The sequence below is a fragment of the Salegentibacter maritimus genome (assembly GCF_016236975.1).
GTDB classification, from domain to species: domain Bacteria; phylum Bacteroidota; class Bacteroidia; order Flavobacteriales; family Flavobacteriaceae; genus Salegentibacter; species Salegentibacter maritimus.
The window spans coordinates 123967-150583 of the sequence record NZ_JAEHNY010000006.1; the positions used below are offsets into that span (position 1 = coordinate 123967).

The following is a 26617-nucleotide window of genomic DNA, read 5'->3' on the forward strand; positions in this document are numbered from 1 at the left end:
AAACTGATTAAATTATTACAATCGTATAAGCGATAAAACTGCCAGACGAATCTTAGGTTTTAAAAATTTTTTGAAGTAGCGCAGCAATAAATAACACATGAGCATCACTATAGAAAACATTCTCTTAATAGGTTCGCTTTTGTTGTTTATAAGCATTCTTGCAGGCAAAACTTCCTATCGTTTTGGTGTACCGACCCTGGTGCTTTTTCTTGCTGTTGGAATCCTTTCGGGATCTGAAGGTATTGGGGGCATTTACTTTAACGACCCTAAACTAGCCCAATTTATAGGTATTGTTTCCCTAAATTTCATCTTATTCTCCGGTGGCCTGGACACCAGTTGGAAAACTATAAAACCGGTAATGTGGCAGGGAATTTCCCTTTCTATTCTTGGTGTTTTATTTACAGCGGTAAGCGTAGGCGCGTTTGTATGGTTTATTACAGACTTTACTATTTACGAGGGCTTATTACTTGGCGCCATAGTATCTTCAACAGATGCTGCTGCCGTCTTTTCAATTTTAAGATCAAAAAACCTGGCCCTAAAATCTAATCTCAGACCTACGCTGGAGTTAGAAAGCGGTAGTAACGACCCCATGGCCTATTTTCTTACCATTGCATTTTTAGGCCTCGTAGTAAATCAGGATCAAAGTATTTATAGTATAATCCCACTATTCCTACAGCAAATTCTTATTGGCGCATTACTTGGTTTTATTTTTGGAAAACTAAGTAAAATAGTAATTAACAGGATTAAATTAGATTTTGAAGGACTTTATCCTGTACTGGCCATAGCCTTAATGTTTATAGTATTTTCTGCTACCGATGCCCTTGGTGGTAATGGCTTTCTAGCCGTTTATTTAAGTGGTGTGTACCTTGGGAATCACAACATTATTTATAAAAAGACCATTATGCGCATGTTTGATGGGCTTGCCTGGCTTATGCAAATTGTACTCTTCCTTACCTTAGGTTTATTGGTTTACCCATCGCATATAGTTCCTGTGATTGGCGTGGGAATTTTTATCTCGGTATTCCTTATTTTTATAGCAAGGCCTTTGGGGGTGTTTCTAAGCTTAATTTTCTTTAAAATGAAGATGCGCCGGCGTTGGTATATTTCCTGGGTGGGCCTACGTGGTGCTGTCCCTATTGTATTTGCTACCTATCCTTTACTTGCCGGGATTGAAAAAGCCGATATGATTTTTAACATTGTATTCTTCGTTTCCCTTACTTCGGTATTAATTCAGGGAACAACTCTATCTATAGTGGCAAAATGGCTTAATGTTGCGCTCCCAATGAAAGCCAAGCAAAAATCGCCGGTCGATGCTTTTATGGCCAATGATGCCAAATCTTTTCTACGGGAAATAAACATCCCGGAACATAGTCATTCGGTAGGAAAAAGGATTGTAGACCTTAAATTCCCGAAAAAAGCAATCATTGCTATGATTTCCAGAGACGACCAGTTTATTACCCCAAACGGAAACACGGTGGTTGAAGCCAATGATATGTTAGTGGTGTTAACCGAAGATGAAGAAACTATGCTTGAAGTCTATGACTGCCTGAATATTCTAGCTGATGTTCAGGAAGATTTAGACTAAGAAAGCCGATTTGTTTTCTAAAAGTTCCAGAATTTTAGTTTCAACCTCAGCAGAATTCCACTTTTTTTCGATGTTGGGAAGCTCCATAACGCGATCCATAATTTTTCGCTGATAATCCCCAATAGCCAAAGCTTCGGCATAGGGTTTATCAGAAAAAGTAACCCTGGAGTATAAGGGTACCCAGGAATCTGGGTGCTTACTAGAGAACCAGGTCTCAATTTTCTTCCGAAGTAAAAAATCGGGGTCGGCTGTTTTACTGCTCATTTCTATAAAATTTCTATAGCTCAATTCTGCAATAGCATCAGCATTGGGTTTTCTGGATTTTTGGTATTCTTCAAAAATACTTTCCCAATCATCGCCAAATTCCTTCATTTTTTCACTTAAAACCAAAATATCTTCGAATCCGGCATTCATCCCCTGCCCATAAAATGGAACAATGGCATGCGCCGAATCACCCACCAACGTCACTTTTTCCCAATAAGACCAGGGAAAACATTTAACGGTTACCATACTACTGGTAGGGTTTTTAAAGAAATCCCGTTTTAGGTTCTCAATCTCATTGTTAATATCAGGGAAATGCTTTTGAAAAAACGAATCAGCATCTTGCTCTGTTTTTATACTATCAAAAGAATTTTCACCCTCAAAAGGCATAAACAAGGTACAGGTAAAGCTACCATCTAAATTGGGCATGGCAATTAGCATAAATTCACCACGAGGCCAAATATGAAAAGAGGCTTTATCTAATTTATGGGTACCATCTTCGTTTGCTGCGATACTTAGCTCTTTATACCCTACATCTATAAAGTGTTGTGAATAGTTAAACCTGCTCTGTCTTTGCATTTTATGCCTCACCCTGGAAAAAGCGCCATCGGCACCAAAAATCAAGTCAAATTGATATTCTTTCCACTCTCCTTTTTCACTTTCTCCCGTATACAATTTAGCTTCAGCCATAGCTATATCCCACACTTTTTCTTCAAACCTAAACTTAGCCCCGGCTTCTTCGGCCAGGCTAATCATTTTTCGGTTTAAAACACCTCTGGAAATAGAGTAAATTGCTTCTTCCTCTTTGCCGTATTTTTGGTAATAAAGTGGCCTATCATTCACATGCATTGCCCTTTTATCTAATGCTAAAGCCAACTTTTTTATTTCATCTTCAATCCCCACTGCCCTTAAAGCCTTCCATCCACGATTAGACATGGCCAGGTTAATTGAACGGCCAGAAAATTCAACTTTCCTAACATCTTTTCTACGATCAAAAACCTGGACCTCATGCCCGGCTTTTCTAAGATAAATAGCGAGTAAAGATCCAACCAGTCCCGAGCCTACAATGGCAATTTTTTTTGGTGTTTGCATAAAGTGCCTACTGTGCATCTCCTTTTTTAAATTTTATAGTTTTCGGAAAATGCGATTTAAACTACGAAAGTACTTATTTCTACCGACTTTAGACAGGGGGAACCTTTTTAAGAAACTTCTATTTACCATTTAATTAACAGCACTTACGTGATGCTTGCCTTACATTTATTATTAAAAACATGTAATTATGAATAAAGATCAAGCTTTACTGAAACCAATTAAAATTGGAGATCTGGAATTAAAAAATCGAGTAATTATGGCGCCAATGACGCGTAATCGCGCTGATAATAAGGAAAATGAACCTACCAATTTACACGTCAAATACTATTCACAACGGGCAGGTGCCGGGTTAATTATCACCGAAGGTTCACAGATTTCTGAAGCGGCAGTAGGATATATTAATACTCCCGGAATCTACACCGAGGGCCAGGTAGAGGCCTGGAAAAAAGTTACCACGGCAGTTCATGAAAATGACGGTAAAATTTTCTTACAGCTATGGCATTGCGGTAGAATTTCACATCCCAAATTTCACAATGGAGAAAAGCCTTTAGCTCCAAGCGCCATAAACCCAAACAGCCAGGCCTATACTCCAGATGGTTTTGAAGATACCGTAGAACCCCAGGCAATGAGCATTGCAGATATAAAACAAACAGTGCTGGATTTTAAACACGCAGCAGAAAATGCAAAAAATGCCGGGTTTGACGGGGTGGAAATCCATTCATCAAATGGGTATTTAATTCACCAGTTTTTTAATAAAAACGCCAACATTAGAACCGATGATTACGGCGGAAGTATTCAAAACAGAGCTCGTTTCTTTTTTGAAGTTCTGGAAGCAGTTGGTGAAATATGGCCCGAAAATAGAATTGGAGTACGGTTAAACCCTTCCCTACACAATGCTTTTGGTATTACAGCCACAGAAGAAACCATTCCCACCTTCGATTATGTCATCGAAAAATTAAATGCCTATGATTTGGCCTATACACATTTGTCTGAACCCTTTACCGATGTAAGCGACATAAACTACCTGGAACCAAATATTGCCAAACACTACCGGCCTATTTATAAAGGTAATTTAATGATTAATGCCGGTTTTGATCAGGAATCGGGGAACAAGGTAATTGATGAAGGAAATGCCGATATGGTTTCATTTGCAAAATTGTTTATTTCCAACCCCGATTTGCCCCTACGTTTTGCTAAAAATGCCCCTATTGCCGACTGGGACGAAGATACTTTTTACACTCCCGGCGCAAAAGGTTACACCGATTATCCTAAATATGAGGGTTAATATGTAGCCCTAAAAATTCATAATTTTAGATTAAAAGTCCTTAAAACCAGGTTAATTGGTTAAAATTTGGTTGAATAAAAAAGTAAATTTAATATTCAACTTATAAAACAAAAATTATGGATGAGTCGAAACTTGAACAAATGAGAGCCACCTTAAATAAACTGGAAGACATTAAAAATAGCCAGGAAAGTATTATTGACAAGATAAATCATGTGATCACAGATTTGTTTCAACACCCCGACGATGAATTGGAAAAAGCCATGAATGCAGCCCATCAAAAATCTTCAGATAATGTTGATGCCGTTCGGGAAGCGATGGAAGAATATGAAATGAGGATTAATAAACTGGAAAATCAAGGCTAATCAATTTATAAAGAAAAGCTAATCATTAAAGCCTTCAGGTGATTAAAACTTAAATTTGTTTGGAAGAAAAAATATTTCATACAGACATTTTAAGTTTTAGTCACCTTTTTATTTCAACTATATGCAACACATTACTTCAGAAGAAATTAGGCAAATGGAAAAAATATTTCGCCTAAATCTTATTAATAGCGTTACCGGTTATAAATCTGCCAATCTTATTGCAACAAAATCTAGCAAAAACATTGTGAATGTGGCTGTATTTAGTTCGGTTACGCACCTTGGCAGCGAACCTCCCTTACTGGGCTTTATTACCCGGCCAACTAAAGAAGTCCCTAGAAACACTTACAAGAACATTAAAGAAAGTCAGTATTTTACGGTGAATCATATTCAGAAAGATATGATAGAAAAAGCACACCAAACAGCCGCGAAATACGACGAGGAAATCTCTGAATTTCAAAAAACCGGGCTGGAAGAAGAGTACCTGGACGGTTTTTTCGCCCCTTATGTAAAACAATCTACCGTAAAACTAGGCTGTAAATTTATAAATGAATATTACATCAAAGAAAATGACACCATAATGCTTATTGGCAGCATAGAACATATTTATTTTGATGAAGGCATACAAGCTCCAGACGGCTGGTTGCGCTTAGATGATGCCGAAACGGTAACCATAAACGGTTTAGATGGCTATGCACTTCCCCACTTGTTAGACCGTTTTCATTATGCCAGGCCCGACCAGGAGATCAAATCATTTTTTAGCAAAGAAGAATGATTTATGAAATCGGTAAAGAAATCTGACTTGCCGGAAAAAATATGTCCTGTTTGCAAAAAAACATTTAGGTGGCGTAAAAAGTGGGAGAAAAATTGGGCTTCAGTTAAATATTGTAGTGAAAAATGTAGAAGAAATAAGTAATGAGTACAGCACTTGTTTGGTTTCAAAATAATTTACGTGTTACAGATAATGTAGCCTTAAGCAAGGCCTGCAAAGAAAATGAGGCTGTAATAGCCGTTTATTTTTTTGATCCCAGGCAATTTGATTTTACAGAATATGGATTCAAAAAAACCGGGAAATTCAGGGCAAAATTTTTAATAGAAACAATTAAGGAGTTAAAAGAACATCTGGCAGCGCTTAATATCCCACTATTTGTTTACCGGGAAAAACCGGAAAAAGTTTTACCGGTTTTTTTTGAGAAATATGCAATTTCCAACATTTATTTGCAAAAAGAATGGACCAGTGAAGAGCAGGGTATAATCAAGAAAATAAAAAAAGAAGTTGTAAAAGAATTAGAATTTAAAGCTTTCTACGACCAGTTTTTATTTCATCCCACAGATATCCCCTATACAAACTTCACTGAGATCCCAAAGGTTTTTACAGAGTTCAGAAAAAAATGCGAAGCCCAAGTTACTGTTAGGGAATACCTTACAAAGCCAAAAGCTTTAACAAAGGAAAATTTCGAACTCGAAAATCCTACAAAAATACCCGATTTAAACGAGCTGGGATTTGAGGAATTTGAGCTGGATCCCAGGACGGCTTTTCCGTTTCAAGGTGGCGAAGATCAAGCAAAAGAAAGAATACAACACTATTTTTGGGAAACTAAAAACCTGGCTAAATACAAACAAACCAGAAACGGTTTAATTGGTGAAGCTTATAGTTCAAAACTTTCGGCCTGGCTTGCAAATGGTAGTATTTCGCCCAAACAAATTTATTGGGCGGTAAAAAAATTCGAAAAAGATATCACTAAAAACCAGGATACCTACTGGCTTATTTTTGAGCTAATTTGGCGCGATTACTTTAAGTTTATTTCATTAAAACACGCGAATAAAATCTTCAAAATTGATGGGATTTTAGAAAAAGAATTAAGATGGAATAAAGATAAACAAACTCTACAGCGCTGGGTTTATGGAGAAACTAAAGAAGCATTTATAAACGCGAATATGAAAGAACTGGCCGCTACAGGATTTATGAGCAATCGTGGTAGGCAAAATGTTGCCAGTTTTTGGGCAAAAGAACTAAAACAGGATTGGCGAATTGGCGCAGCATATTTTGAAAGCTTGCTTATAGATTACGATGTACACAGCAATTGGGGGAACTGGATGTACAACAGCGGAGTTGGCAACGATCCGCGGGATCGTAAATTTAATATAAAACGCCAGGCCGAACGTTATGACCCTGATAAAAAATTTCAAGAATTATGGCTGAAAAAATAACTAAACTAAGATTAATTTTAGGCGATCAGCTTAACCATAAACACACCTGGTTTAAAGAGCAAGAAAAAAACACACTCTATGTGCTTATGGAAATGCGCCAGGAAACCGACTATGTGATGCATCATATCCAAAAAGTGGTTGGTTTTTTTAGTGCCATGCGTAATTTCGCCGAGTATTTAAAGGAGCGTGGGCATCAGGTAATCTATTTAAAAATCAGCGATAAAAAAAATAAACAAACTTTACCCGAAAATCTAAAGCAGCTAATTTCAGAATATAAGATTGAAAAATTTGAATATCAGCTTCCCGATGAATATCGTCTTGACGTTCAATTAAAAGACTTCTGCAATGACTTAAAAATTGAAACCGAGGTCTACGACACCGAACATTTTTTAACCTCTAGAGAAGATCTTACTAATTTTTATAAGGGTAAAAAAAATATGATCATGGAATATTTTTACCGCGATATGCGTAAAAAATACGATGTGCTCATGCTTACGGAAAAAGACCCGGAAGGCGGCAAATGGAATTTTGATAAATCTAATCGTAAAAAATGGACCGGCAAGCCCGAAATTCCCCACGAACGCGGATTTAGAAAAGATGTTTCAGAAATACTCAAAGAAATAGAAAAATCTGGTATTAAAACTTTTGGAAACATTGATGTAGAAAAATTCAATTGGCCAACAAGCCGGGAGGATTCACTTTCGGTTTTAAATTATTTCTGTAAAAATTTATTGGTTCATTTTGGCGATTTTCAGGATGCACTACATAGTGAACAGGCATATTTATTTCACTCCAGGTTATCGTTTTCGCTTAACACCAAAATGCTGCATCCCAAAGAAGTAATAGATGCAGCAATAGCGCATTGGAGAGAGCATAAAGACGAAATAGACATCTCACAGGTAGAAGGTTTTGTACGTCAAATTTTAGGTTGGCGCGAATATATGCGTGGCATATACTGGAAAGAAATGCCGGGATATAGACGTACCAACAAGTTAGACAATCAAAATAAACTACCGGAATTTTACTGGACCGGAAATACAAAAATGAATTGCCTAAAACACAGTATAAAGCAAAGTTTAGACAATGCCTACGCGCATCACATTCAGCGCCTTATGATAACCGGTAATTATGCCCTACTTACACAAACCCATCCTAACGCAGTAGATGCCTGGTACCTGGGTATTTATATAGATGCCATAGAATGGGTAGAAATAACCAATACCCGGGGTATGAGCCAGTTTGCCGATGGTGGAATTGTAGCTACCAAACCCTATGTTTCCAGTGGTTCTTATATTCATAAAATGAGCAACTATTGTAAAGCCTGTGCTTATGATGTCAAAAAGAAAACCGGTGAGAATTCCTGCCCTTTTAATACTTTATACTGGAATTTTTTAGCTGAAAAACGTGAATTCTTCAAGGGAAACCGCAGAATGGCCATGATGCTTTCTATGCTTGATAAAAAGTCGGGAGATGAAATAGTTACAATAAAAGACCGGGCAAACGATATAATAAATAATCCTGAAAAATTTTAACATTCAAGTTAAACACTAGTTAAAAAATATCGCTCCAAATAAGTTATTCTATAAATTCGTTAGAAACAATTAACCAATGTAGCTTAGCTACTAAAAACCAACCAATATGAGAGATTTAATTTGGCTTATTGTAGTATTACTAGTTATAGGATGGCTTGTTGGCTATTTTGCTTTTCCAGATTTAGGAAGCATCATCCATATACTAATTGTTCTGGCTGTAATTCTAATTTTATATAGATTATTAACAGGACGCCGACTTTAATTTAGTAATACAATCGAATCATAAGAGGATGCCTGAAAAGTTATTAACTCTCGTCCTGAACTCGTTTCAGACGAAGAACCACTTTTCAGACAGCCTCTTTTATTTTTATTTTTCCTCTAAAAACACAATAATTCTATATACAGACAGTAAAACAGGCTTTTTTCACCAAACTCTGTAATTTTTTTTTAATTCTCTATATTCTTCTGCTAAAACAAAAATATCCAGACTCATTTTATTTCAAATATCTTTTATAAAACTTGCGTAGAAGGCCCATGACTCCTATTTTAAAAGCAGTTTTTGTACCTTTATGCGAAATAAATCATTATGAAAAAACTAATCTTTATTAGCTTACTTGTTATTGGCTTAACTGCTTGCAAGAACAACAAAGAAACTAAAATTGGGCAGGAAACTACAGAAGAAGCCCAGAAAAGCATTGAAGAGCAAATTGCTGTGGCTCACGGATTAAATAATTTTGATGCTGTTGAAGAAATTCGTTTCACATTTAACGTAAAGGTTCAGGATTCCCTAAGAACCAGCCGTGCGTGGACCTGGAAGCCAAAAACCAATGAGATTAGACTAACCCAGGGTGATATAAGCCAAACTTATACCAAAACCAACAATATTTCTGAAGACGATAAGGATATAGATCAAAAGTTTATAAATGATTCTTACTGGTTATTATTCCCATATCAAATGGTATGGAGTGATGCTACTATTTCAGAAGAAAAAACCGGTACTGCTCCCATTAGCAAAAAGGAGATGAACTATTTAGAAGTTTCCTATAAGAATGAAGGCGGCTATACTCCGGGGGATACCTACGTGGTATATTATAACGACGATCTTCTTTTAGAGGAATGGATTTACAAATCGGCTGACGGAAAAAGAGAAATGCCTACGACCTGGGAAGATTTTGAAGATTTTCAGGGCTTAAAAATTGCTAAATCCCATAAATCTCCCGATGGAAGTTTTGAATTATTCTTTACCGGAATTGAAGTAAGGTAATCGTAATTTACCTCGTAAAAAACCAACGAACGCGGCATTAAAGCTAGATTATCGGGTAAATTCCCAAAAAATTTAAAGCCACGAATTCAGTAAAAAATATTGAATTCGTGGCTTTTTTATTGAAATCTAGCATTAATAATTTAAACCCCTAAGCAACTCCCGAGCCCCTTTGGCCGGTTTCCAATTAGAACCGGGCTCAAAATAATTCCAAAGCAAGGCTGAAACTTGCCTTTGTAATTCCCAGGCTTCATTCGTATCGCCCCAGGATTCGTCCTCATTATTTTTTGTGGCAATATAACATACATAATCTCCCGAAGGGGCATTTACCATAAAAAGCTCTGAACGTGATTTATTTACCATACCCTGTTTTGCCGCAGCCTGCACATAAGGCGGCACCTGGGACAAAGCATAATCCTGATAGAAAGAATTACCCAGCAGCCTATACATTTCGTCACTGGCTGCAGCACTTATTAATTTGCGCTCTCTAATTTGCTCTAAAATAGAAGCCATTTCCCTGGGCGTGGTTTGTCCCCAACCATATTTTTCCCAATCTTCATCACGACCTTTTGTTCGTGAGTTTACGCGCGTATGTTCCAGGTTAAGCTCTTCCATTAATTTATTGATGGCTTTCCCGCCACCGGCAAGTTCCTGATTCCATAAGGAAGTGACATTATCGCTATAGCTAATCATTAATGCCACCAGGGTCCTTAAGTCTGTTCGGGTACTATCTTTATAAAACTGCATTAACCCCGAACCTCCGTAAATACGGTCTTTCGAATACACCAGGCTATCGTTGTAATGTAAATCTCCTTTTTCAATTTTATCAAAAATCTTTATAAGAATAGGAACTTTCACGATACTTGCTGTTGGGAAAATAGTGTCGGCATTTATCCCAACTTCTTTTCCGGTTTTCAGGTTTTTCACATATACGCCTGCATCTCCATTGAAATTTTCGATAAGTGTTTCTAATTTCTTTTGAAGTTTTAGATCAGTTTCAGGATTTTGGGAAAATCCGAATACGGAAATTATCAAAAAACAAAATACAAGTATCTTTTTCATCTTAATTTATTTAGATTTCTCTAAAATTCCCTTTTTAAGAATTTGACCAAATTGGTACATATCTTCGAAAGAGCAATAGAAAGGTGCCGGGGCCAGACGAATTACATTGGGTTCCCGCCAGTCGGGAATTACGCCGTTTTTCATTAAATAATTGAATAATTCCCTGCCTTCTCCGTGTAAAAACACCGAAAGTTGTGTACCTCGCTCTTCCTGATTTGGAGGTGTAATAATTTCAAAAGTGCTCTCAACTTCTTTATCAATTTCGTGTAAAACAAACTCGAGGTAGGCCACGATCTTATTTCTTTTTTCTATTAATGCCGGCATTCCTACCTCATCAAACATTTCAAGCGAAGCTAAATAAGGCGCAAGGGCCAGGACAGGAGCATTAGAGATTTGCCAGGCATCTGCTCCGGGTTCGGGTTGAAATTCAGGTTCCATTAAGAATCTACGTTCTTTGCTATGGCCCCACCAACCTTCAAAACGAGGAATATCTTTTTGGTTATGATATTTTTCATTAATAAAACAACCGGAAGCATTCCCGGGACCGCTATTCATATATTTATAACTACACCAGGCGGCAAAATCCACCTCCCAATCGCTTAATTTTAATTCTATATTACCGGCAGCATGAGCAAGATCCCAGCCCACAAAAGCACCTACTTTATGTCCTGCTTTGGTTATGCTTTCCATTTCCAATACCTGCCCTGTATAATAGTTTACGCCTCCTATAAGCACCAAAGCACACTCCTCTCCTACTTCATTTATTTTAGAAAGAATATCTTCGGTTCTAAAGTTATTTTCCCCTTCACGCCTTTTAATTTCAACAATAGCATCCCTGGGATCATATCCATGAAAACGAACCTGACTGGAAATCATATATTGATCGCTGGGAAAAGCTTTTTCTTCACAAATAATCTTGTAACGTTTTCCTTTTGGCCTGTAAAAAGACACCATCAACAAATGTAAATTAACCGTAAGGGTGTTCATAACTGTAACCTCAGCAGGTTTCGCACCTACTACTTTAGCCAGCTTCTTTGAAAAACGCTCGTGATAATCCCACCAGGGTTTTTCGGCATAAAAATGACCTTCTACGGCGAGATTGGCCCAATCGGTCATAATCTCATCCACATATTTTTTAGCTGATTTAGGTTGAAGACCAAGCGAATTTCCGGTAAAATAAATCACATTTTTCCCTTCATGCTGCGGAAAAATAAACTGGTCGCGATATGATGATAGTTTGTCCTGGGAATCCAATTCCCGGGCATATTCTAGAGTATTTTGAAATTGCATGTGTGGTTTTAGTTTTAAGTAAAAATACAATTTATTGGCAGAAATGCCTGAAGCAAATTATCTCCTAACAAGCCTCATGGAGTTAAAAGTTAATTAAGGAGTAAAAGCTAATTAGTATTTGTCTTGAAAGCTTTCATATTAAAAACATTAAATTCTCTAAATTTGAAAAAAATTAGAATTCCCATGCATTTTCTACCCGAAGCTATAGACGATTATATTTTAGAACATTCAGCTAAAGAACCTGATTTTTTAGCAAAACTAAACCGGGAAACCAATCAAAAAGTTTTGCAACCCAGGATGCTAAGCGGAAATTACCAGGGTAGAATTCTAAGCTTAATTTCAAAAATAATAGCGCCAAAAACTATTCTGGAAATAGGAACCTATACCGGCTACTCGGCCTTATGTTTAGCAGAAGGCCTGCCTAAAGATGGGATGTTACACACCATAGACATCAACGAGGAATTATACGATTTTCAGCAAAAATATTTTGAGGCTTCAAACTTCAAAAATAATATTAGGCAATATATAGGAGATGCGAGGGAAGTAATTCCTGAAATCAATTCAACATTTGACCTTGTTTTTATTGATGCCGACAAACCTAATTACCCTGCCTATTTTGACTTAATAATAGACAAAATGAATCCAGGGGGCGTTATTTTATCAGATAATGTATTGTGGAGTGGCAAAGTTGTAAAGCCGTTAAAAGCCGATGACGAATCTACCCGTGCACTTTTAAAGTACAATAAGATGCTTGCCGAAGATGAACGCATAGAAACAGTTATTTTACCGATTCGGGACGGGTTAACCTTAAGCCGACTTAAATAAAACGTTTTCCGGAGCGCTGGTAAAGCATAAAAAACACCAGGGCAAATATTACTCCTACCGCCGCACCAACAAGTACGTCTCCCGGGTAATGAACCCCTACATAAATTCGGCTTAGCATAAACAATAGTGGCCAGATAAGCACTACCCAAATCCAGGGGTATTTATCTTTTAATGCCAGTATTAGAAACAGGGCTGCAGCAGTAGAAACCGCAGAATGGCCGGAGAAAAAACTGTAATTATCCGGAGTTTGTAAAATTCTAATAATATCTGCAATTTCCGGCTCATTGTTGGGCCGAAGCCTAAGAAAGAAATTTTTTACAAGATTGGTAAAACCATAAGTAGAAAGTGCTGTAGCCAACGTAAAAAGGCTGGTGAAAAGCGCTTTTTTCCAATGAAAAGCTACAAAATAAAGCACAAAAAAAGCAATATATAGTGGGATCCAGTTTTGGATTGTAGTAACGGTAATCCAAAAATTATCGTAAGATTCGATTCCAAGGCCGTTAAGGTAGATAAACAGCTCCCTATCCCATTGTTCTAGCTGCTCTAACATTAGTAATTAAAACCTACGTTTAACCGAACCGGTTATTTCATCTATATCTTCTTTCACCTTATCTATTTCACCTTTTACATCGTTAGTAATGTCGGTATTGATACCTTGCTTATCGGCACTTTTTTGAATTTCAGTTTTAATGTCGTTAGAGGCATTACGAAGCATTTTCATTCCTTTACCCATTCCCCGGGCTATATCAGGAATTTTATCGGCGCCGAATACCATTACTAAAATAAAAAGGATAAAAGCAATTTCGGCTCCACTAATAAAAAGAGGTATCATATTCATAGCTTAACAAATATAACGACAAATTTAAGCATAAAAAAAGCCGACTCGTTAAAGTCGGCCTAAAAATGTTTTAGTTTACCAGATTCTCTTTGAATTTCTCGAACTTATTTGTGGTTTCTTCTTTTGGCCAGGTATTGTTACTTATGTCAACATCGGCCGTTTCAAGCTCGGGATCTACTACAATTTTAATAATTTCTTTATCGGCAGCAATGGCTTTTGTTGCTACCTCATCGTTCATTCTCCATAACTGAGCCGGATATTTTTTTAGCGTGGAAGAACCATCGGCATAGGTAAATTCAACAATTAATGGCATCGGAATTCCGCCCGGCTTTTCAAAAGTAACCTGGTAGAAATATTTTGGATTTTTTAAACCTGCTCTTTCCGACTCAGAGAAATTATCCATTACAAATTCATTTAGGGTTGGAGAATTCTCCAAAACAGATTTTCCTTTTAAATTTTCATCAAATTCCTCGCTATCCTCACTAACTACGTAAATGGCCTCTATCTCTTCGGGATCGGCTCCATACTGCTCCAAAAATTCTTTTCCTTCTTTAGTAGCCTTATCGGTTACATAAAGTTTTTGAACTTCCTTAATTCCCATATCTACATTGTGCGTAGTATAGAACCAACCTCTCCAAAACCAATCTAAATCTACGGCTGAAGCATCTTCCATAGTTCTGAAAAAGTCTTCGGGAGTTGGATGCTTAAACATCCATCGCTGGGCAAATGTTTTGTAGGCATAATCAAAAAGCTCGTGCCCCATCACAGTTTCCCTTAAAATATTTAAAGCAGTTGCCGGTTTTCCGTAGGCATTATTCCCTAACTGATATACATTTTCGGGGTTGCTCATAATAGGTGCAATATATTTCTGATTACCTCTCATATAAGGTACAATCTTAGAAGGGATTCCTCTTCTGGAGGGATACTGCTCTAGTGAACCAATAGCTTCAGGGTATTTTTTGCCAAACTCCTGTTCTGCCAAAAATTGACTAAACGTATTTAAACCTTCGTCCATCCACCCCCATTGGCGCTCATCACTATTTACAATCATGGGAAAAAAGTTATGGCCAATTTCGTGAATTATTACACTTATCATCCCAAATTTAGTCCTATCAGAATAATTTCCATCTTCATTTGGGCGCCCGTAATTCCAGCAAATCATAGGGTATTCCATTCCCTGGTTTTTTGCGTGAACCGAAACAGCCTTATGGTAAGGATATTGAAATGTTTGTTTAGAATAAGAAGTAAGCGTACTTGCTACAACCCTGGTAGACCATTTTCCCCATAATGGATTGCCCTCTTTAGGGTATAAAGAAACGGCCATCACATCTTTGCCAAGTACATCGGTAGCCATCATATCCAGAATAAATTTTCTAGAGGTAGAAAATGCAAAATCCCTAACCATTTCGGCTTTATATTTCCAAGTTTTGGTTTTAGTGGAAAAAGATTTTTCAGCCTCTACAGCTTCTTCCTGAGTTCTAACAATCACAGGTTTATCGTAAGATTTTTTTGCCTGCTTATAACGGCGCATCATCTCTTTGGTATATACTTCCTCGCGGTTTTGAAGTTCTCCTGTAGCTTCCATAATATGATCTGCAGGAACTGTAATATTTACTTCGTAATCTCCAAAAGGAAGAGCAAACTCCCCATCTCCCCAAAACTGCATATTTTGCCAGCCTTCCACATCGTTATAGACCGCCATTCTTGGAAAGAATTGTGCAATTACATAAGCATTGTTTCCATCTTTAGGGAAATGTTCATACCCACTTCTAGCACCGTCTGTTGTATGTTTATTGATCTTATACCACCATTTTATATCAAATTCAAAAGATTCACCCGGTTTCAGGGGCTCTTCCAGGTTTATCCTCAACATGGTTTGATTGATGGTAAACTTCAATTTATCTCCATCCTGACTTAAGTCGGTGATGTTAAAACCACCGTCAAAAGACTCCTGCATATATTCACTTACAAAGCCCTGGGGTGTAGTCACAGGTCGCATTACTCTGGGATTACGTTCTAAGCCTGGAGCTTCTTTTTTTCTTATATTTTGGTCTAATTGCACCCATAAATATTCTAATTTATCGGGTGAGTTGTTATAATATGTCACCTGAGCCTCTCCATCTAAACGCGTATTTTTATCGTCTAAAACAATCTCCATTTTATAGTCGGCCTGGTTTTGATAGTAAGCTTCTCCGGGAGCACCCGCACCGGTCCTGTATTGATTGGGAGTTGCAAAAGTTTCATGCAGTTGTTTAAACTTGTTATTATTTTCGTGACCTTCCTGTTTGGCTTGTTGCTCTCTTTCTCCCGAGTCTTGAGCCTGTATACCGCTCACAAAAAGTATTATAAATGCGAAACTTAATAATCGTATATTATTCATTAATGCTTGGTTTGTTTTAAGGATTTTTAAAAGTAAAAATAATTTCTAGGCTTTTGCGGTAATTTAAGGAAAACTAAGTTTTTCAGTTTCTTGCTGTCGCATAAGCAGTAAACTTTTAGTTTTATCGTTCACTTTTACGTGTACTATATTTTTTTGTTCATCAAATAAATCTGTTAATATGCTATTGGTTACTTCAATATTATTGAAAGGAGTAACATTTTCAACTTCAATATATAGTATCAATTGATCGGCATCGTATTCTTTTCCCAAATAATTTAGCTGAAGTTCTTCGCCATGTACCCGAAGCTTTAATTTTTGCTGAAGATATTTTGAAATATTCCCGGCAATTGCACCTTCTTCTGCTTCTTCTGAAAGCTGAAGCTTTGCGCCATAGCGTTGGTTTAAAACATTCTGAAAATCGTCTATAAAAACCCGGGTAATAATTTGAAGGCTTTGCTGTTGCCTATTATATTCAATCTCGGTAACGCTTAGATAAAACTCATGGGCCCCAGATTTGAAACCTGAAAGCAAAAAAAAGCTGGCCAAAATTAGGCTTATTTTTCTCATTATTTTTTCCAGTTAGGTTGCAAATTTCAATCCAAAACCTTCAGTGCCTTATATTCTGCAGCTTTAGATTGAAAAAACTCGTATAGTTCTAGAGGATTATTTAGTAGAACCTTTAGATCATAATTCTCGGCACAATAATACGCAAAATTCATTATTTCACTTTCCGGAATTTTAAAGTCGGTTATAAAGGTTTCTTCAGAAATAAGATACACTGCTTTTTCAACCACGGACCTGAATTCATATTTTTCTTTTCGCGCCTTTAGATGAGCTGTTCTACCACTAATACCATTTATAATAGGGTCTAATGCAATTGTTCCGGTTAACACACCTAAAACACTAAGTCTAGATCCTCCCGCCCCAGTAGTAGCGGTGAATAATTGCCTATCTACCTGAGACGGCGGCGGCTTCCTCGCCATAGGCGCATTTAAATCGAACTTATTAAAGGTTTCAATTCCTGAAATATCTTTGGCCAGGTTTCCCGAGAGCTTATGAAGTTTCACTTCCTCTAATTCAGTAAGATCTTCGACGAGTTTAATGGTGAAATTGTTTTGCTGAAGTTTTTCAAGACTTACTACAATCCTTTCCTTTTTATATTGAACCGAAGAAAAGACTAAAGTATCGCCTACACTGACTTCTACTGAAAAACGCCCTGAAAGTTCACTTATCCCTCCTTTTTTTCGACTAATATTTATGATGTGCACCGGTGAATTTAGAGGTTCTTCAGTAATAATTTGACCGGATAATATCTCTTTCTCCTGCGAAAAGCCTTCACTGAAAATTAGCAGATTCGCCAATAGAATTATTAAATTAATCCTGGGTAAATTCATTATATTCAAAGATCATTCCTTTAACGAATTCCATTAAAATTAATGGATCATTTTTGTTGACTAATTCCTTAAAATTTGGTTTTTGGCTGCAGTAGTAGAGAAAATCCATGATTTTGATTTCCTTTAATTTAAGGGTTTCAGTATAAAATTCATCTGGCATCAATTCCCTGGCTTTAGAAACAAGGGCGCTTAACTTAGAGTTTTTAATAGCTTTTTCATACATTTTCTTTTGGCCTGAAATAATTCCGTAGAGTGTTCCCACAGGATCATCAGGCCTGGTAATTGCAAAGAGTTTTCGCTCTTCTATAATTAGAGGTTCTTTATCTGAAAGTACAAAACCAATAATTCTTGGGTCAAAAGTTTCAATGCCTTCAATATCTTTAGAGAGATTTCCACTAAATTCATGTAACCTCACCTCCTCTAATTCGGTAAGCTCTTTTTTCAATTCGACTTCCAAAACTCCGGATTCTAAAATTTCTGGAGTAACCAATATTTCTTTTTTTTGAAATTGCACTGAAGAAAACAATAAAAGATCCTGCTCCTTCACCTCTATTGCAAACACAGCATTTGCATCGGTAACTATTCCTTTTTCTGCTTTAACATTTATAATATGAATGGGCGCTTCAATAGAATCGGCCAGGATCTTTCCTTTTAAAATTATTCTTTCCTGAGAAAATAATTGAGAAGAAGCAAACAGTAGAGGAATAAGAAAAAAGCTTTTTCTCATTTAATCAGCAATAAATTTGCGATAAGCTTCGCTTTTATTCTCTAAAAACACTACCAGTTCCAGAGCGTGTTCTTCTTTTAGTAAGTTTTCCCGAAAACCATTATCAAAAACATAGGTGAGGAAAATCATGATATGTTCGGCATCAATTTTCAAATGATTGGTAAAAAAGTAATCATCAAACCTATGACGTAAACTGTTCACTATTTCTCTTTCTCCCTTTTTTTGGGGAGCCACAGATTTGCCCAACGAACCAAAATTAGGCTTCCCAATAACTAAACCCACCAGGCCTAAAATATTAGCTCCACCCGGTGCCTGAGCTTGGCTGGCATTAAAAGCTGCATTTGGGGTTCCTCTGGGTTTTAGGCTGCGTGGGGCCGGTGGTACTTTAATAATAGGCATATCAATAACTTCAATATTGGCAATATCCTGTTTAAGATTTCCGCTTAAATTATGAAGCCTTACCTGTTCTAACTCGGTTAGTGCCGGTAATAGTTCAACTTTTAAAGTTTTTTGATTTAGTATTTGAGAAGTAATCACAACTTCTTTTTGCTGAAATTGTACTGAAGAAAAAAGCAGTAAATCCTTTTCTTTAGCTTCAATGGTAAAATTCCCTGATTTATCGCTCAGCGTTCCTTTTTCCAGGGTTACATTTATAATATGAATGGGCGCTTCAATACTATCGGCTTTAATTTACCGGTAACAAGTGTGGTTTCCTGCGCACCTACGGTAAAAATGCAGCAAAAGCTTAAGATTGGTAAAAGATATTTCATTTGTTGATGTTGATGATAAGTTTTTATTGATTGATGCGGTTATTAAAAGTTAATCACGTGCGTGAAAAGCCTTATATTCTTCACTTTTTTTTATTAAAAATTCAATGAGGTTAAGTTCATTCCCATCCTCCAATAATTCCTGATCCAATCCGTGATCGGTAACATAGTAGATAAAATCATTAATCCTGTCCCGTTCAATATTTAGATTGGCCTTAAAAAACTCATCATCATATAGATCGCGTAATTTCTCATCTAACTCGCGTTTCGTAAACGGATTGTTCTCTACTTCGGCACCAACAAGCAATTTAAAAACATTCACAAAGTTAAGTCCGTTTACCAGTCGGGTATTACTGGCTGCCAGTGCATCGTTTCTTCCCGGCCCCATTAAGGAATCGGGCTGTCTTCTAACATTCATAGCTTCCAAATCGGCTGCAGAATACTGGGGTACATCGGGATCTTCGACTTCTATTCGAGCTACATCTACCCTAATATCTCCAGAGAGTTCGTTATTAGACAAGCGTATTTCGGGCAATTCGGTTATATTTTCAGTGAGAAACACATTCATTTCGCCCGAATTTATAACCCCTTCCTCTACCACTACTTTAAAGCTTTTAAATTGTATGGCAGAAAACACAACGGTATCCTGTAAAGCTACCTGTAATTTAAACTCGCCATTAGAGTTTGCTATGGTTCCACGGGAGGTGCTTTGATTAAAAATAGTCATTCCCTCGGGAGAATCATTTTCAGGAACAATAATTTTCCCGTTAATCACAATTCTGTCCTGATCTTGCGCAAACAAGACACAATTAAACAAAATAAAAGCAATATAAAACGCATTCTTTATCATAGTGGTAAATTTCCTGTTAATAAAGTAACAATTCTTACTTCTTAAAACCAGCAAACCTGCTTGTAAACTTTTGTTAAAAACCCTAATTAATCTAATTTTAAACCTTGTAAATCCTATACTAGCATCTAAAAACAGCTTAAACAATGAGTAAAGCATTATTAGCAAGTACCTCTACCTTACACAATGAGGAATACCTGGAATACCTAATTCCAGAAATAAAACTATTTTTTAAAGAAGTAGAAGAAGTAATTTTTATCCCATTTGCCAGGCCCGGGGGAGTATCTCATGACGAATACACCCAACTAGCGGCCAAAGCTTTTAAAAAAGCAGGAATTAAATTACGTGGAATTCATGAATTTACAAATATGCAGGAAACCATCCTTAATGCTAAAGGCATTTTTACTGGTGGCGGTAACACGTTTTTACTGGTTTCAGAACTTTACCGCCACAAATTAATGCAGCCATTAAAAGAAAGTGTTCAAAATGGTGCGGCTTATATGGGAACCAGTGCGGGTACAAATATCGCCGGGCTAACAATGCAAACCACTAACGATATGCCTATAGTTTACCCACCAAGTTTTAAAACTTTGGGCATAGTACCTTTTAATATTAATCCGCACTACTTAGACCCAGATAAAAACTCTACACACAAAGGTGAAACACGTGAAACAAGAATTAAAGAGTTTCACAAGATAAATACACAGCCTGTAATTGGGTTAAGAGAAGGTAGTTGGTTACTGGTTTCAGATAATAAAATTGAGTTAAAAGGTAGGTTAAGTGCCCGTATTTTTAAGACAGAAAAAGTACCTTACGAAATAGAAACAAACAGCGACCTAAGCGAATTAAATTAGTTATGGATTATCCCAAAATATTAGAGACCATTAATAATGAATTAAGTTACCGGGATGTTTCCGGTAAAGTGGCGTCTTACATCCCGGAACTTGCCAAGATAGACCCAAGGAAATTTGGTATGCATGTGTATTGCGGAGATTGTCAACATTATAGTTTTGGAGATAGTGAAGAGCTTTTTTCCATTCAGAGTATCGCAAAGGTTTTTAGTCTTTCTATGGCCATGCGGCTTATGGGCGAAGATCTTTGGGACAGGGTAGATGTAGAACCTTCTGGAGATCCGTTTAATTCCCTTAGTCAGCTGGAATATGAAAGCGGTGTTCCCCGAAATCCGTTTATTAATGCCGGTGCGCTGGTAATTTCAGATATTTTAGTAGATCAACTGGAGGATCCCAAACAAGAATTACTAGATTTTGTTCGAAAGATTACAAATGACGACAGCATTAACTTTGACCATAATATTGCAGCATCAGAAAGATCTACCGGCTATAGGAATGTTGCCCTGGTAAATTATATGAAAGCACTTGGCAACATTAAATGTGAGGTAGAGCCCATAGTTGATTTTTATTTTCACCTATGTTCTTTGGCCATGTCTTGTAAACAGTTATCTCAGGCTTTTATGATTTTTGCCAACAAAGGAAAAATTTTAGGTACCCAAGAAGAAATTTTAACCCCTACTACAGTTAAAAGGATTAATTCTTTAATGCAAACCTGTGGCTTTTACGATGAAGCCGGAGAGTTTAGTTTTGAAGTTGGACTACCTGGAAAAAGTGGTGTTGGTGGTGGTATTGTAGCTATACACCCAGACCAGTATTCGGTTGCTGTTTGGAGCCCTATTCTAAATGAAAAAGGAAATTCTGAATTAGGAATGAAAGCTTTGGAACGCTTAACTACCTTAACCGGGCTTTCAGTATTTTAGGCAGTAAACTATCTCGGGTTATTATACCCTTTAGCGGTACCAATAAAAAAATGCTTCCTAAAAATTTAGGAAGCATTTTTTTTATAATTGAACACTGTAATTCTTATTAAAGCGCGGCTACGTGCTTTGTAAGTTGCGATTTTAAGTTCGCAGCTTTATTGTCGTGTATAATATTTTTCTTCGCCAATTTATCTACCATCGAGATAACAGAAGGCAACAAAGCTTCAGCTTCTTCCTTTCCAGACTCCTTCAACTTCTTAATTGCATTTCTGGTAGTTTTATGCTGGTAGCGGTTTCTAAGACGCTTGGTCTCATTGCTACGAATCCTCTTCAATGCTGACTTATGATTTGCCATTACAAAATTGCTTTAATTATTTTTTTTAAGTAGTCCGTAGGGGAATCGAACCCCTGTTACCAGGATGAAAACCTGGCGTCCTAACCCCTAGACGAACGGACCATTAATTTATTTCAAATTGCCTTTTCAGGACTTTAAAAACACAAAACTAAAACTTGTGTTCTTTTGTAGTCCGTAGGGGAATCGAACCCCTGTTACCAGGATGAAAACCTGGCGTCCTAACCCCTAGACGAACGGACCATTTTTTGTTTCAATGCGGATGCAAAAATACAACTATTTTTCAATGCCACAAGTGTTGAACAAAAAAATTTTAAAAATTAATATGCTTTTGCAAAAAGCACTCTTTGTTCTGAAGGTTTACCAGTAAGCACGCAGTTTCCAGACTCTTTTACGGAACCAAATGGTATACAGCGAATTGTAGCTTTGGTAAGCCCCTTAATTTTGTTTTCTGTCTCTGTAGTTCCGTCCCAATGTGCCGAAATAAATCCGCCTTTATTTTTTAAAACTTTTTTAAATTCATCAAAAGAATTCACTTCTGTGATGTGCTCGTTTCTAAAATTATTTGCTTTTTCAAAAAGGGCTTCCTGCATTTCTACCATTAAATGCTTCACCTTCTCCACCACTTCAGTTTGATTTACAAACTCTTTGGTGAGTGTATCCCTTCTTGCCAGTTCTACACTTCCTTTCTCAATATCTTTGGGGCCAATTGCCAATCTAACCGGAACACCCTGTAATTCGTATTGCGCAAACTTCCAGCCCGGCTTTTGTGTATCCCTATCATCATATTTAACCGAAATTCCGGCCTCTTTAAGCTCATCGGCAAGTTTATTAGCCACTTTAGAAATTTCCTGCAGTTGTTCCTCTCCTTTATAAATAGGAACGATTACCACCTGAGTAGGTGCTAATTTTGGTGGAAGCACCAAACCATTATCATCACTATGTGTCATTATAAGTGCTCCCATTAAACGCGTAGAAACGCCCCAGGAAGTAGCCCATACATTTTCAAGCTTACCTTCTTTTGAAGTAAACTTTACATCAAAGGCTTTGGCAAAATTCTGTCCTAAAAAGTGAGAAGTACCTGCCTGCAGTGCTTTCCCATCCTGCATCATTGCTTCAATACAATAAGTATCTACCGCACCGGCAAAACGTTCCGCTTCGGTTTTAACACCCTTAATTACCGGCATTGCCATAAATTTTTCGGCAAATTCTGCATAAATATTATTCATTAATTCTGTCTCTTCCAAGGCTTCCTGTTTGGTTGCATGGGCAGTATGTCCTTCCTGCCAAAGAAACTCTGAAGTTCTTAAAAATAAACGCGTACGCATTTCCCAACGAACCACATTTGCCCATTGGTTAATTTTTATGGGTAAATCTCTATATGATTGAATCCAGTTTTTATAAGTATTCCATATAATGGCTTCAGAGGTTGGTCTCACTACCAGTTCTTCTTCCAGTTTAGCTTCGGGATCTACTATTAATTTAGTTTTATCTTCAGGATTGGTCTTTAACCTGTAATGCGTAACAACCGCACATTCTTTGGCAAAACCTTCAGCATTCTTTTCTTCTGCCTCAAAAAGATGTTTGGGCACAAATAGTGGAAAATATGCATTTTGATGACCAGTCTCTTTAAACATCTTATCAAGCTCTGCCTGCATCTTTTCCCAAATAGCAAAACCATAAGGTTTAATAACCATACAACCTCGTACTGCTGAATTCTCAGCTAAATCGGCTTTTACAACCAATTCATTATACCATTTTGAATAATCTTCGCTTCTTTTACTTAACTTTTTACTCATTCTATGGATTTGGCATAAATCTTGTATTTTACAAACACAAGATAAATGCAGTTTTAGTTAGCGCAAAACTAACTATTTTTGCAATGTTCAACAATAAAATACTTGGCTAATGATACGCAATTACAACTTACCTAGAAAAGCAATTCTTTTTATTGCTCCAGCATTCTTGCTATTGTTAGCATCTTGTGGTTCCTACCAATATTCTGGTTACGAAGACGGAATATATGGTGATTCTAACCAGCGGCAAACAACTTCTGATGAATCATCGCAATATGCTAATAATAATCAGGATCAGGGAAACACTTACTACAAAAACCTTTTTTCAGAAAAATCTGAATTTTATGGCCAAATGGCCGATGATATAGTTTTTACCGATGTAGATTCTTATTCTTCTACAGAAACCGGTGAAGACGAAATTTATTATGAAAACAATCAGGGGTATAATACAGGTCGTGCTCCCTGGGGCGAAGATCCAGACCAATACACCATAAATATATACAATAATGGTTTTTATGGTGGATTTTATAATCCCTGGAGATGGAACCGTTTTGGATACGGCTATGGTTTTGGAGGATACTGGAACACCCCATATTATTGGGATCCTTTCTATGGTCCCGGTTATTGGGGTGCAGGCTTTGGCCCGCACTGGAGATGGGGACACTCGTTTGGGTTTAGATATGGTTATAGTTGGTTTCACACAGGCTACTGGGGCCCGGGTTATATACATAACCCTTATTATAGCCATCGTAACTATTATAGGGATGTAGCTTACAATACTGGCAGAAGAGCCAGCTATTCAGACTATAGTTCTAATAGAAGGAGTAATATATCTAATGTAAGAAGCAATGAATCTTCTTACTCCAGAAGCATAAGGAATATAAGAAGCAATCAAAATTCTGATAGAAGTTATACAAGAAGTAGCTCTAACAATTCCAGGGTTTACACACGTTCTAACAGAAGAAGCGAACCGGCAAGAGTTAACTCTTCCTCTACCAGGAGAAGCTCATCTATAAATAGATCAAGCCGAAGCTCAAGGCCCAGTACTTACAATAGATCATCTTCACGATCGTCCAGGAGTAGTGGTACAGTGAGAAGTAGCTCAAGCAGCTCAAGAAGTTCAGGTACCAGAAGTTCTGGCGGAGGTCGCTCATCATCTTCCAGAGGTGGTGGTAGAGGATAATTAGAACTTGTTTAAAATATTTGTAGAAAGCCAGAAAGCTTACAACATAAAGTTTTTGAATTAGAGATAAGCTAAAGCGCAATTAAAATTCGATTATCGAGTTATAAACAATTAAAATTAACCTTACGGCTTCTGGTTGTAAGGTTTTTTAAGAAACTGTTTTCCAAAAAGTATCGAATTAATTTAAGCAAACACCCCTTAAATTAGGGATTAAAAGACATTTATGAAAAAGATATTCTTAACGCTGGGCGTATTGTTCATTGCAGGAATTGCCAGCGCTCAAAACATTACCGATGCATACAGGTATAGCTCTGAAGAATTAAATGGAACCGCCAGATTTAGGGCTATGAGTGGTGCTTTTGGTGCTCTTGGCGGTGATTTATCGGCTATTTCGGTAAACCCGGCCGGTTCTGCTGTGTTTTTAAATTCTTTTGGAACCATAACGTTAGCACACCAAAATTCTGATAAAAAAGTAGATTATTTTGGTACGACTACTTCGAATGAAAATTCAGATATCAATTTTAACCAGGCTGGTGGTGTACTTATTTTTGACACTCGAACTAACAGCCCCTGGAAAAAATTTAGTCTAAGTGTAAATTATGAGCAAACAAATAATTTTGATGATGCCTATATAGCCACCGGAGTTAGTCAAAATTCTATAGATAGCTACTTTTTAAGTCATGCAGAAGGAGTTCCTTTAGATTTGCTTCAAACCAGAGAAGACGAAAGTATTTCAGACCTATACGCCTACCTTGGAGAAAACTACGATTTTAGTGCCCAACAAGCTTTTTTAGGATACCAGGGCTATGTTATTGACCATGCTAATAATTCTCCCGAAAACACTTCTTATAATTCTTTTATAAGCCCGGGAAATTTTAACCAGGAATACCGAAACGTGGCTACCGGGTTAAATGGAAAATTCTCTTTTAATGTTGCAACGCAATTTCAAGACTTTCTTTACTTGGGCGCAAACCTTAATACCCATTTTTTAAATTACGATCGCTCTACCAGGTTTAGGGAAAGCAATGATAATGCCGGAAGCGCCACAAATGAGGTACAATTTAATAATAATTTAAGTACAATTGGAAATGGTTTTTCTTTTCAATTGGGTGCCATTGCTAAACTTAGCCAAAGATTTAGAGTTGGAGCTTCTTACCATTCCCCTACCTGGTTTAATATTACTGAAGAAACCACACAGTACCTTGAAACCAACAATAATGCAAATGAACGTGTAATTGTAGATCCAAACGTTTTAAACATATATCCGGATTACACCTTAAAAACTCCCGGAAAATTAACGGGAAGCCTTGCGGTAATATTTGGTACCAAAGGCTTAATTAGTTTTGATTACTCATACAAAGATTACTCAGCAACTGAGTTTAGACCTACCAGCGATCCCGAATTCGAATTTCAAAACGATCTTATTTCAGAAGAGCTTCAGGCAACTTCTACTTTTAGGTTGGGTGGAGAATACAGAATTAATAATTGGAGCTTAAGAGGCGGTTACCGCTTTGAGCAAAGCCCTTATTCAAATGAAACTACTATGGGCGACCTTACCGGATATTCAGGAGGACTTGGGTATGATTTTGGAAATATAAAAATAGACCTGGCCTACACCAACGCCCAATACGAAGAAAACCCAAGACTTTATGAAAGAGGCTTAACAAACTCAGCAAAAATAGATAGAGATTTCACTAACGTGGTTCTATCTTTAAGTTTCGGGTTATAAATAAATACAAGAACGAAAATTAAAATTTAAAAACGTCCTTTTGGGCGTTTTTTTATGCTTGCAAATTAAA

27 protein-coding genes and 2 tRNA genes are annotated in these 26617 nt (G+C 37.1%); 14 read left to right on the forward strand and 15 right to left on the reverse strand.

The genetic code is table 11. The features are described 5' to 3' along the window. Window positions 1–97: 97 nt before the first annotated feature. Complete coding sequence (locus tag I6U50_RS08160) at window positions 98–1585, forward strand: potassium/proton antiporter (RefSeq protein ID WP_198638477.1); 1488 nt, start codon at window positions 98–100, stop codon at window positions 1583–1585. On the opposite strand, the gene I6U50_RS08165 is transcribed toward I6U50_RS08160, so the two are convergent. Next, window positions 1577–2938 carry an FAD-dependent oxidoreductase gene (locus tag I6U50_RS08165; protein ID WP_198638478.1) on the reverse strand — a complete coding sequence of 454 codons (1362 nt, stop codon included), beginning with the start codon at window positions 2936–2938 and terminating at the stop codon, window positions 1577–1579. The two genes, I6U50_RS08160 and I6U50_RS08165, sit on opposite strands and share 9 nt — an antisense overlap. Window positions 2939–3125: 187 nt before the next feature. On the opposite strand from I6U50_RS08165, the gene I6U50_RS08170 reads away from it, so the two are divergent. The 8 genes from I6U50_RS08170 (at window position 3126) to I6U50_RS08205 (ending at window position 9589) form a co-directional block, all read left to right on the forward strand. Then, window positions 3126–4223 carry an alkene reductase gene (locus tag I6U50_RS08170; protein ID WP_198638479.1) on the forward strand — a complete coding sequence of 366 codons (1098 nt, stop codon included), beginning with the start codon at window positions 3126–3128 and terminating at the stop codon, window positions 4221–4223. A 116-nt stretch (window positions 4224–4339) separates the two neighbouring features. Beyond that, the gene (locus I6U50_RS08175) at window positions 4340–4585 is read left to right on the forward strand and encodes a hypothetical protein (protein ID WP_193711070.1); all 246 of its coding nucleotides are present in this window, start codon (window positions 4340–4342) and stop codon (window positions 4583–4585) included. Between the two features lie 121 nt (window positions 4586–4706). Further along, a complete protein-coding gene (locus tag I6U50_RS08180) occupies window positions 4707–5357 on the forward strand; it encodes a flavin reductase family protein (protein WP_198638480.1) in 651 nt (216 codons plus the stop codon). A gap of 3 nt (window positions 5358–5360) precedes the next feature. After that, window positions 5361–5498: a DUF2256 domain-containing protein gene (locus I6U50_RS08185; RefSeq protein ID WP_198638481.1), complete on the forward strand. Its 138-nt coding sequence runs from the start codon at window positions 5361–5363 to the stop codon at window positions 5496–5498. After that, window positions 5498–6793, forward strand: a complete 1296-nt coding sequence (locus I6U50_RS08190; protein WP_198638482.1) for a DASH family cryptochrome — start codon at window positions 5498–5500, stop codon at window positions 6791–6793. Before I6U50_RS08185 ends, I6U50_RS08190 begins: the two co-directional genes overlap by 1 nt. Then, window positions 6778–8325 carry a cryptochrome/photolyase family protein gene (locus tag I6U50_RS08195; RefSeq protein WP_198638483.1) on the forward strand — a complete coding sequence of 516 codons (1548 nt, stop codon included), beginning with the start codon at window positions 6778–6780 and terminating at the stop codon, window positions 8323–8325. The genes I6U50_RS08190 and I6U50_RS08195 overlap by 16 nt, the downstream gene beginning before the upstream one ends. 106 nt (window positions 8326–8431) lie before the next feature. After that, the gene (locus I6U50_RS08200; RefSeq protein ID WP_193711075.1) at window positions 8432–8587 is read left to right on the forward strand and encodes a lmo0937 family membrane protein; all 156 of its coding nucleotides are present in this window, start codon (window positions 8432–8434) and stop codon (window positions 8585–8587) included. Window positions 8588–8911: 324 nt separating this feature from the next. Next, complete coding sequence (locus I6U50_RS08205) at window positions 8912–9589, forward strand: hypothetical protein (RefSeq protein WP_198638484.1); 678 nt, start codon at window positions 8912–8914, stop codon at window positions 9587–9589. A gap of 132 nt (window positions 9590–9721) precedes the next feature. On the opposite strand, the gene I6U50_RS08210 is transcribed toward I6U50_RS08205, so the two are convergent. Further along, entirely contained in the window at window positions 9722–10648 is a 927-nt protein-coding gene (locus I6U50_RS08210) for a serine hydrolase (RefSeq protein WP_198638485.1), read from the reverse strand. Window positions 10649–10654: 6 nt separating this feature from the next. Beyond that, window positions 10655–11938: a kynureninase gene (gene kynU / locus I6U50_RS08215; protein ID WP_198627576.1), complete on the reverse strand. Its 1284-nt coding sequence runs from the start codon at window positions 11936–11938 to the stop codon at window positions 10655–10657. Window positions 11939–12121: 183 nt separating this feature from the next. Here kynU and I6U50_RS08220 point away from each other — a divergent pair, with 183 nt between their 5' ends. Beyond that, a complete protein-coding gene (locus tag I6U50_RS08220; RefSeq protein ID WP_198638575.1) occupies window positions 12122–12763 on the forward strand; it encodes an O-methyltransferase in 642 nt (213 codons plus the stop codon). Here I6U50_RS08220 and I6U50_RS08225 read toward each other — a convergent pair. From I6U50_RS08225 to I6U50_RS08260, 8 genes are all read right to left on the reverse strand, one after another. Continuing rightward, a complete protein-coding gene (locus tag I6U50_RS08225) occupies window positions 12756–13313 on the reverse strand; it encodes a phosphatase PAP2 family protein (protein ID WP_193711079.1) in 558 nt (185 codons plus the stop codon). The two genes, I6U50_RS08220 and I6U50_RS08225, sit on opposite strands and share 8 nt — an antisense overlap. Before the next feature lie 6 nt (window positions 13314–13319). Further along, window positions 13320–13601 carry a Sec-independent protein translocase subunit TatA/TatB gene (locus tag I6U50_RS08230; protein WP_193711080.1) on the reverse strand — a complete coding sequence of 94 codons (282 nt, stop codon included), beginning with the start codon at window positions 13599–13601 and terminating at the stop codon, window positions 13320–13322. A gap of 70 nt (window positions 13602–13671) precedes the next feature. After that, complete coding sequence (locus tag I6U50_RS08235) at window positions 13672–15981, reverse strand: M1 family metallopeptidase (protein ID WP_198638486.1); 2310 nt, start codon at window positions 15979–15981, stop codon at window positions 13672–13674. 63 nt (window positions 15982–16044) lie between these two features. Continuing rightward, window positions 16045–16548, reverse strand: a complete 504-nt coding sequence (locus I6U50_RS08240; protein WP_198638487.1) for a DUF6702 family protein — start codon at window positions 16546–16548, stop codon at window positions 16045–16047. Between the two features lie 26 nt (window positions 16549–16574). Continuing rightward, window positions 16575–17342, reverse strand: coding sequence for a carboxypeptidase-like regulatory domain-containing protein (locus I6U50_RS08245; RefSeq protein ID WP_198638488.1), 768 nt, complete (start codon window positions 17340–17342; stop codon window positions 16575–16577). 13 nt (window positions 17343–17355) lie between these two features. Continuing rightward, the gene (locus tag I6U50_RS08250) at window positions 17356–18102 is read right to left on the reverse strand and encodes a hypothetical protein (RefSeq protein ID WP_198638489.1); all 747 of its coding nucleotides are present in this window, start codon (window positions 18100–18102) and stop codon (window positions 17356–17358) included. After that, complete coding sequence (locus I6U50_RS08255) at window positions 18103–18639, reverse strand: hypothetical protein (protein ID WP_198638490.1); 537 nt, start codon at window positions 18637–18639, stop codon at window positions 18103–18105. 282 nt (window positions 18640–18921) lie between these two features. Beyond that, window positions 18922–19719: a peptidase associated/transthyretin-like domain-containing protein gene (locus I6U50_RS08260; RefSeq protein ID WP_198638491.1), complete on the reverse strand. Its 798-nt coding sequence runs from the start codon at window positions 19717–19719 to the stop codon at window positions 18922–18924. Between the two features lie 143 nt (window positions 19720–19862). On the opposite strand from I6U50_RS08260, the gene pepE reads away from it, so the two are divergent. Further along, window positions 19863–20570, forward strand: coding sequence for a dipeptidase PepE (gene pepE / locus I6U50_RS08265; protein WP_198627583.1), 708 nt, complete (start codon window positions 19863–19865; stop codon window positions 20568–20570). A gap of 2 nt (window positions 20571–20572) precedes the next feature. Further along, a complete protein-coding gene (locus I6U50_RS08270) occupies window positions 20573–21487 on the forward strand; it encodes a glutaminase (RefSeq protein WP_193711091.1) in 915 nt (304 codons plus the stop codon). Between the two features lie 106 nt (window positions 21488–21593). On the opposite strand, the gene rpsT is transcribed toward I6U50_RS08270, so the two are convergent. From rpsT to proS, 4 genes are all read right to left on the reverse strand, one after another. Continuing rightward, complete coding sequence (gene rpsT / locus I6U50_RS08275; RefSeq protein ID WP_193711092.1) at window positions 21594–21842, reverse strand: 30S ribosomal protein S20; 249 nt, start codon at window positions 21840–21842, stop codon at window positions 21594–21596. A 30-nt stretch (window positions 21843–21872) separates the two neighbouring features. Further along, window positions 21873–21944, reverse strand: a tRNA-Glu gene (locus I6U50_RS08280). A 66-nt stretch (window positions 21945–22010) separates the two neighbouring features. Continuing rightward, window positions 22011–22082 (reverse strand) — tRNA-Glu (locus tag I6U50_RS08285). Window positions 22083–22159: 77 nt separating this feature from the next. Next, entirely contained in the window at window positions 22160–23638 is a 1479-nt protein-coding gene (proS, locus tag I6U50_RS08290; RefSeq protein ID WP_193711093.1) for a proline--tRNA ligase, read from the reverse strand. Window positions 23639–23747: 109 nt separating this feature from the next. Here proS and I6U50_RS08295 point away from each other — a divergent pair, with 109 nt between their 5' ends. Further along, the gene (locus I6U50_RS08295; protein WP_198638492.1) at window positions 23748–24818 is read left to right on the forward strand and encodes a hypothetical protein; all 1071 of its coding nucleotides are present in this window, start codon (window positions 23748–23750) and stop codon (window positions 24816–24818) included. 223 nt (window positions 24819–25041) lie between these two features. Next, a complete protein-coding gene (locus I6U50_RS08300; RefSeq protein ID WP_198638493.1) occupies window positions 25042–26547 on the forward strand; it encodes an OmpP1/FadL family transporter in 1506 nt (501 codons plus the stop codon). Window positions 26548–26617: the final 70 nt, after the last annotated feature.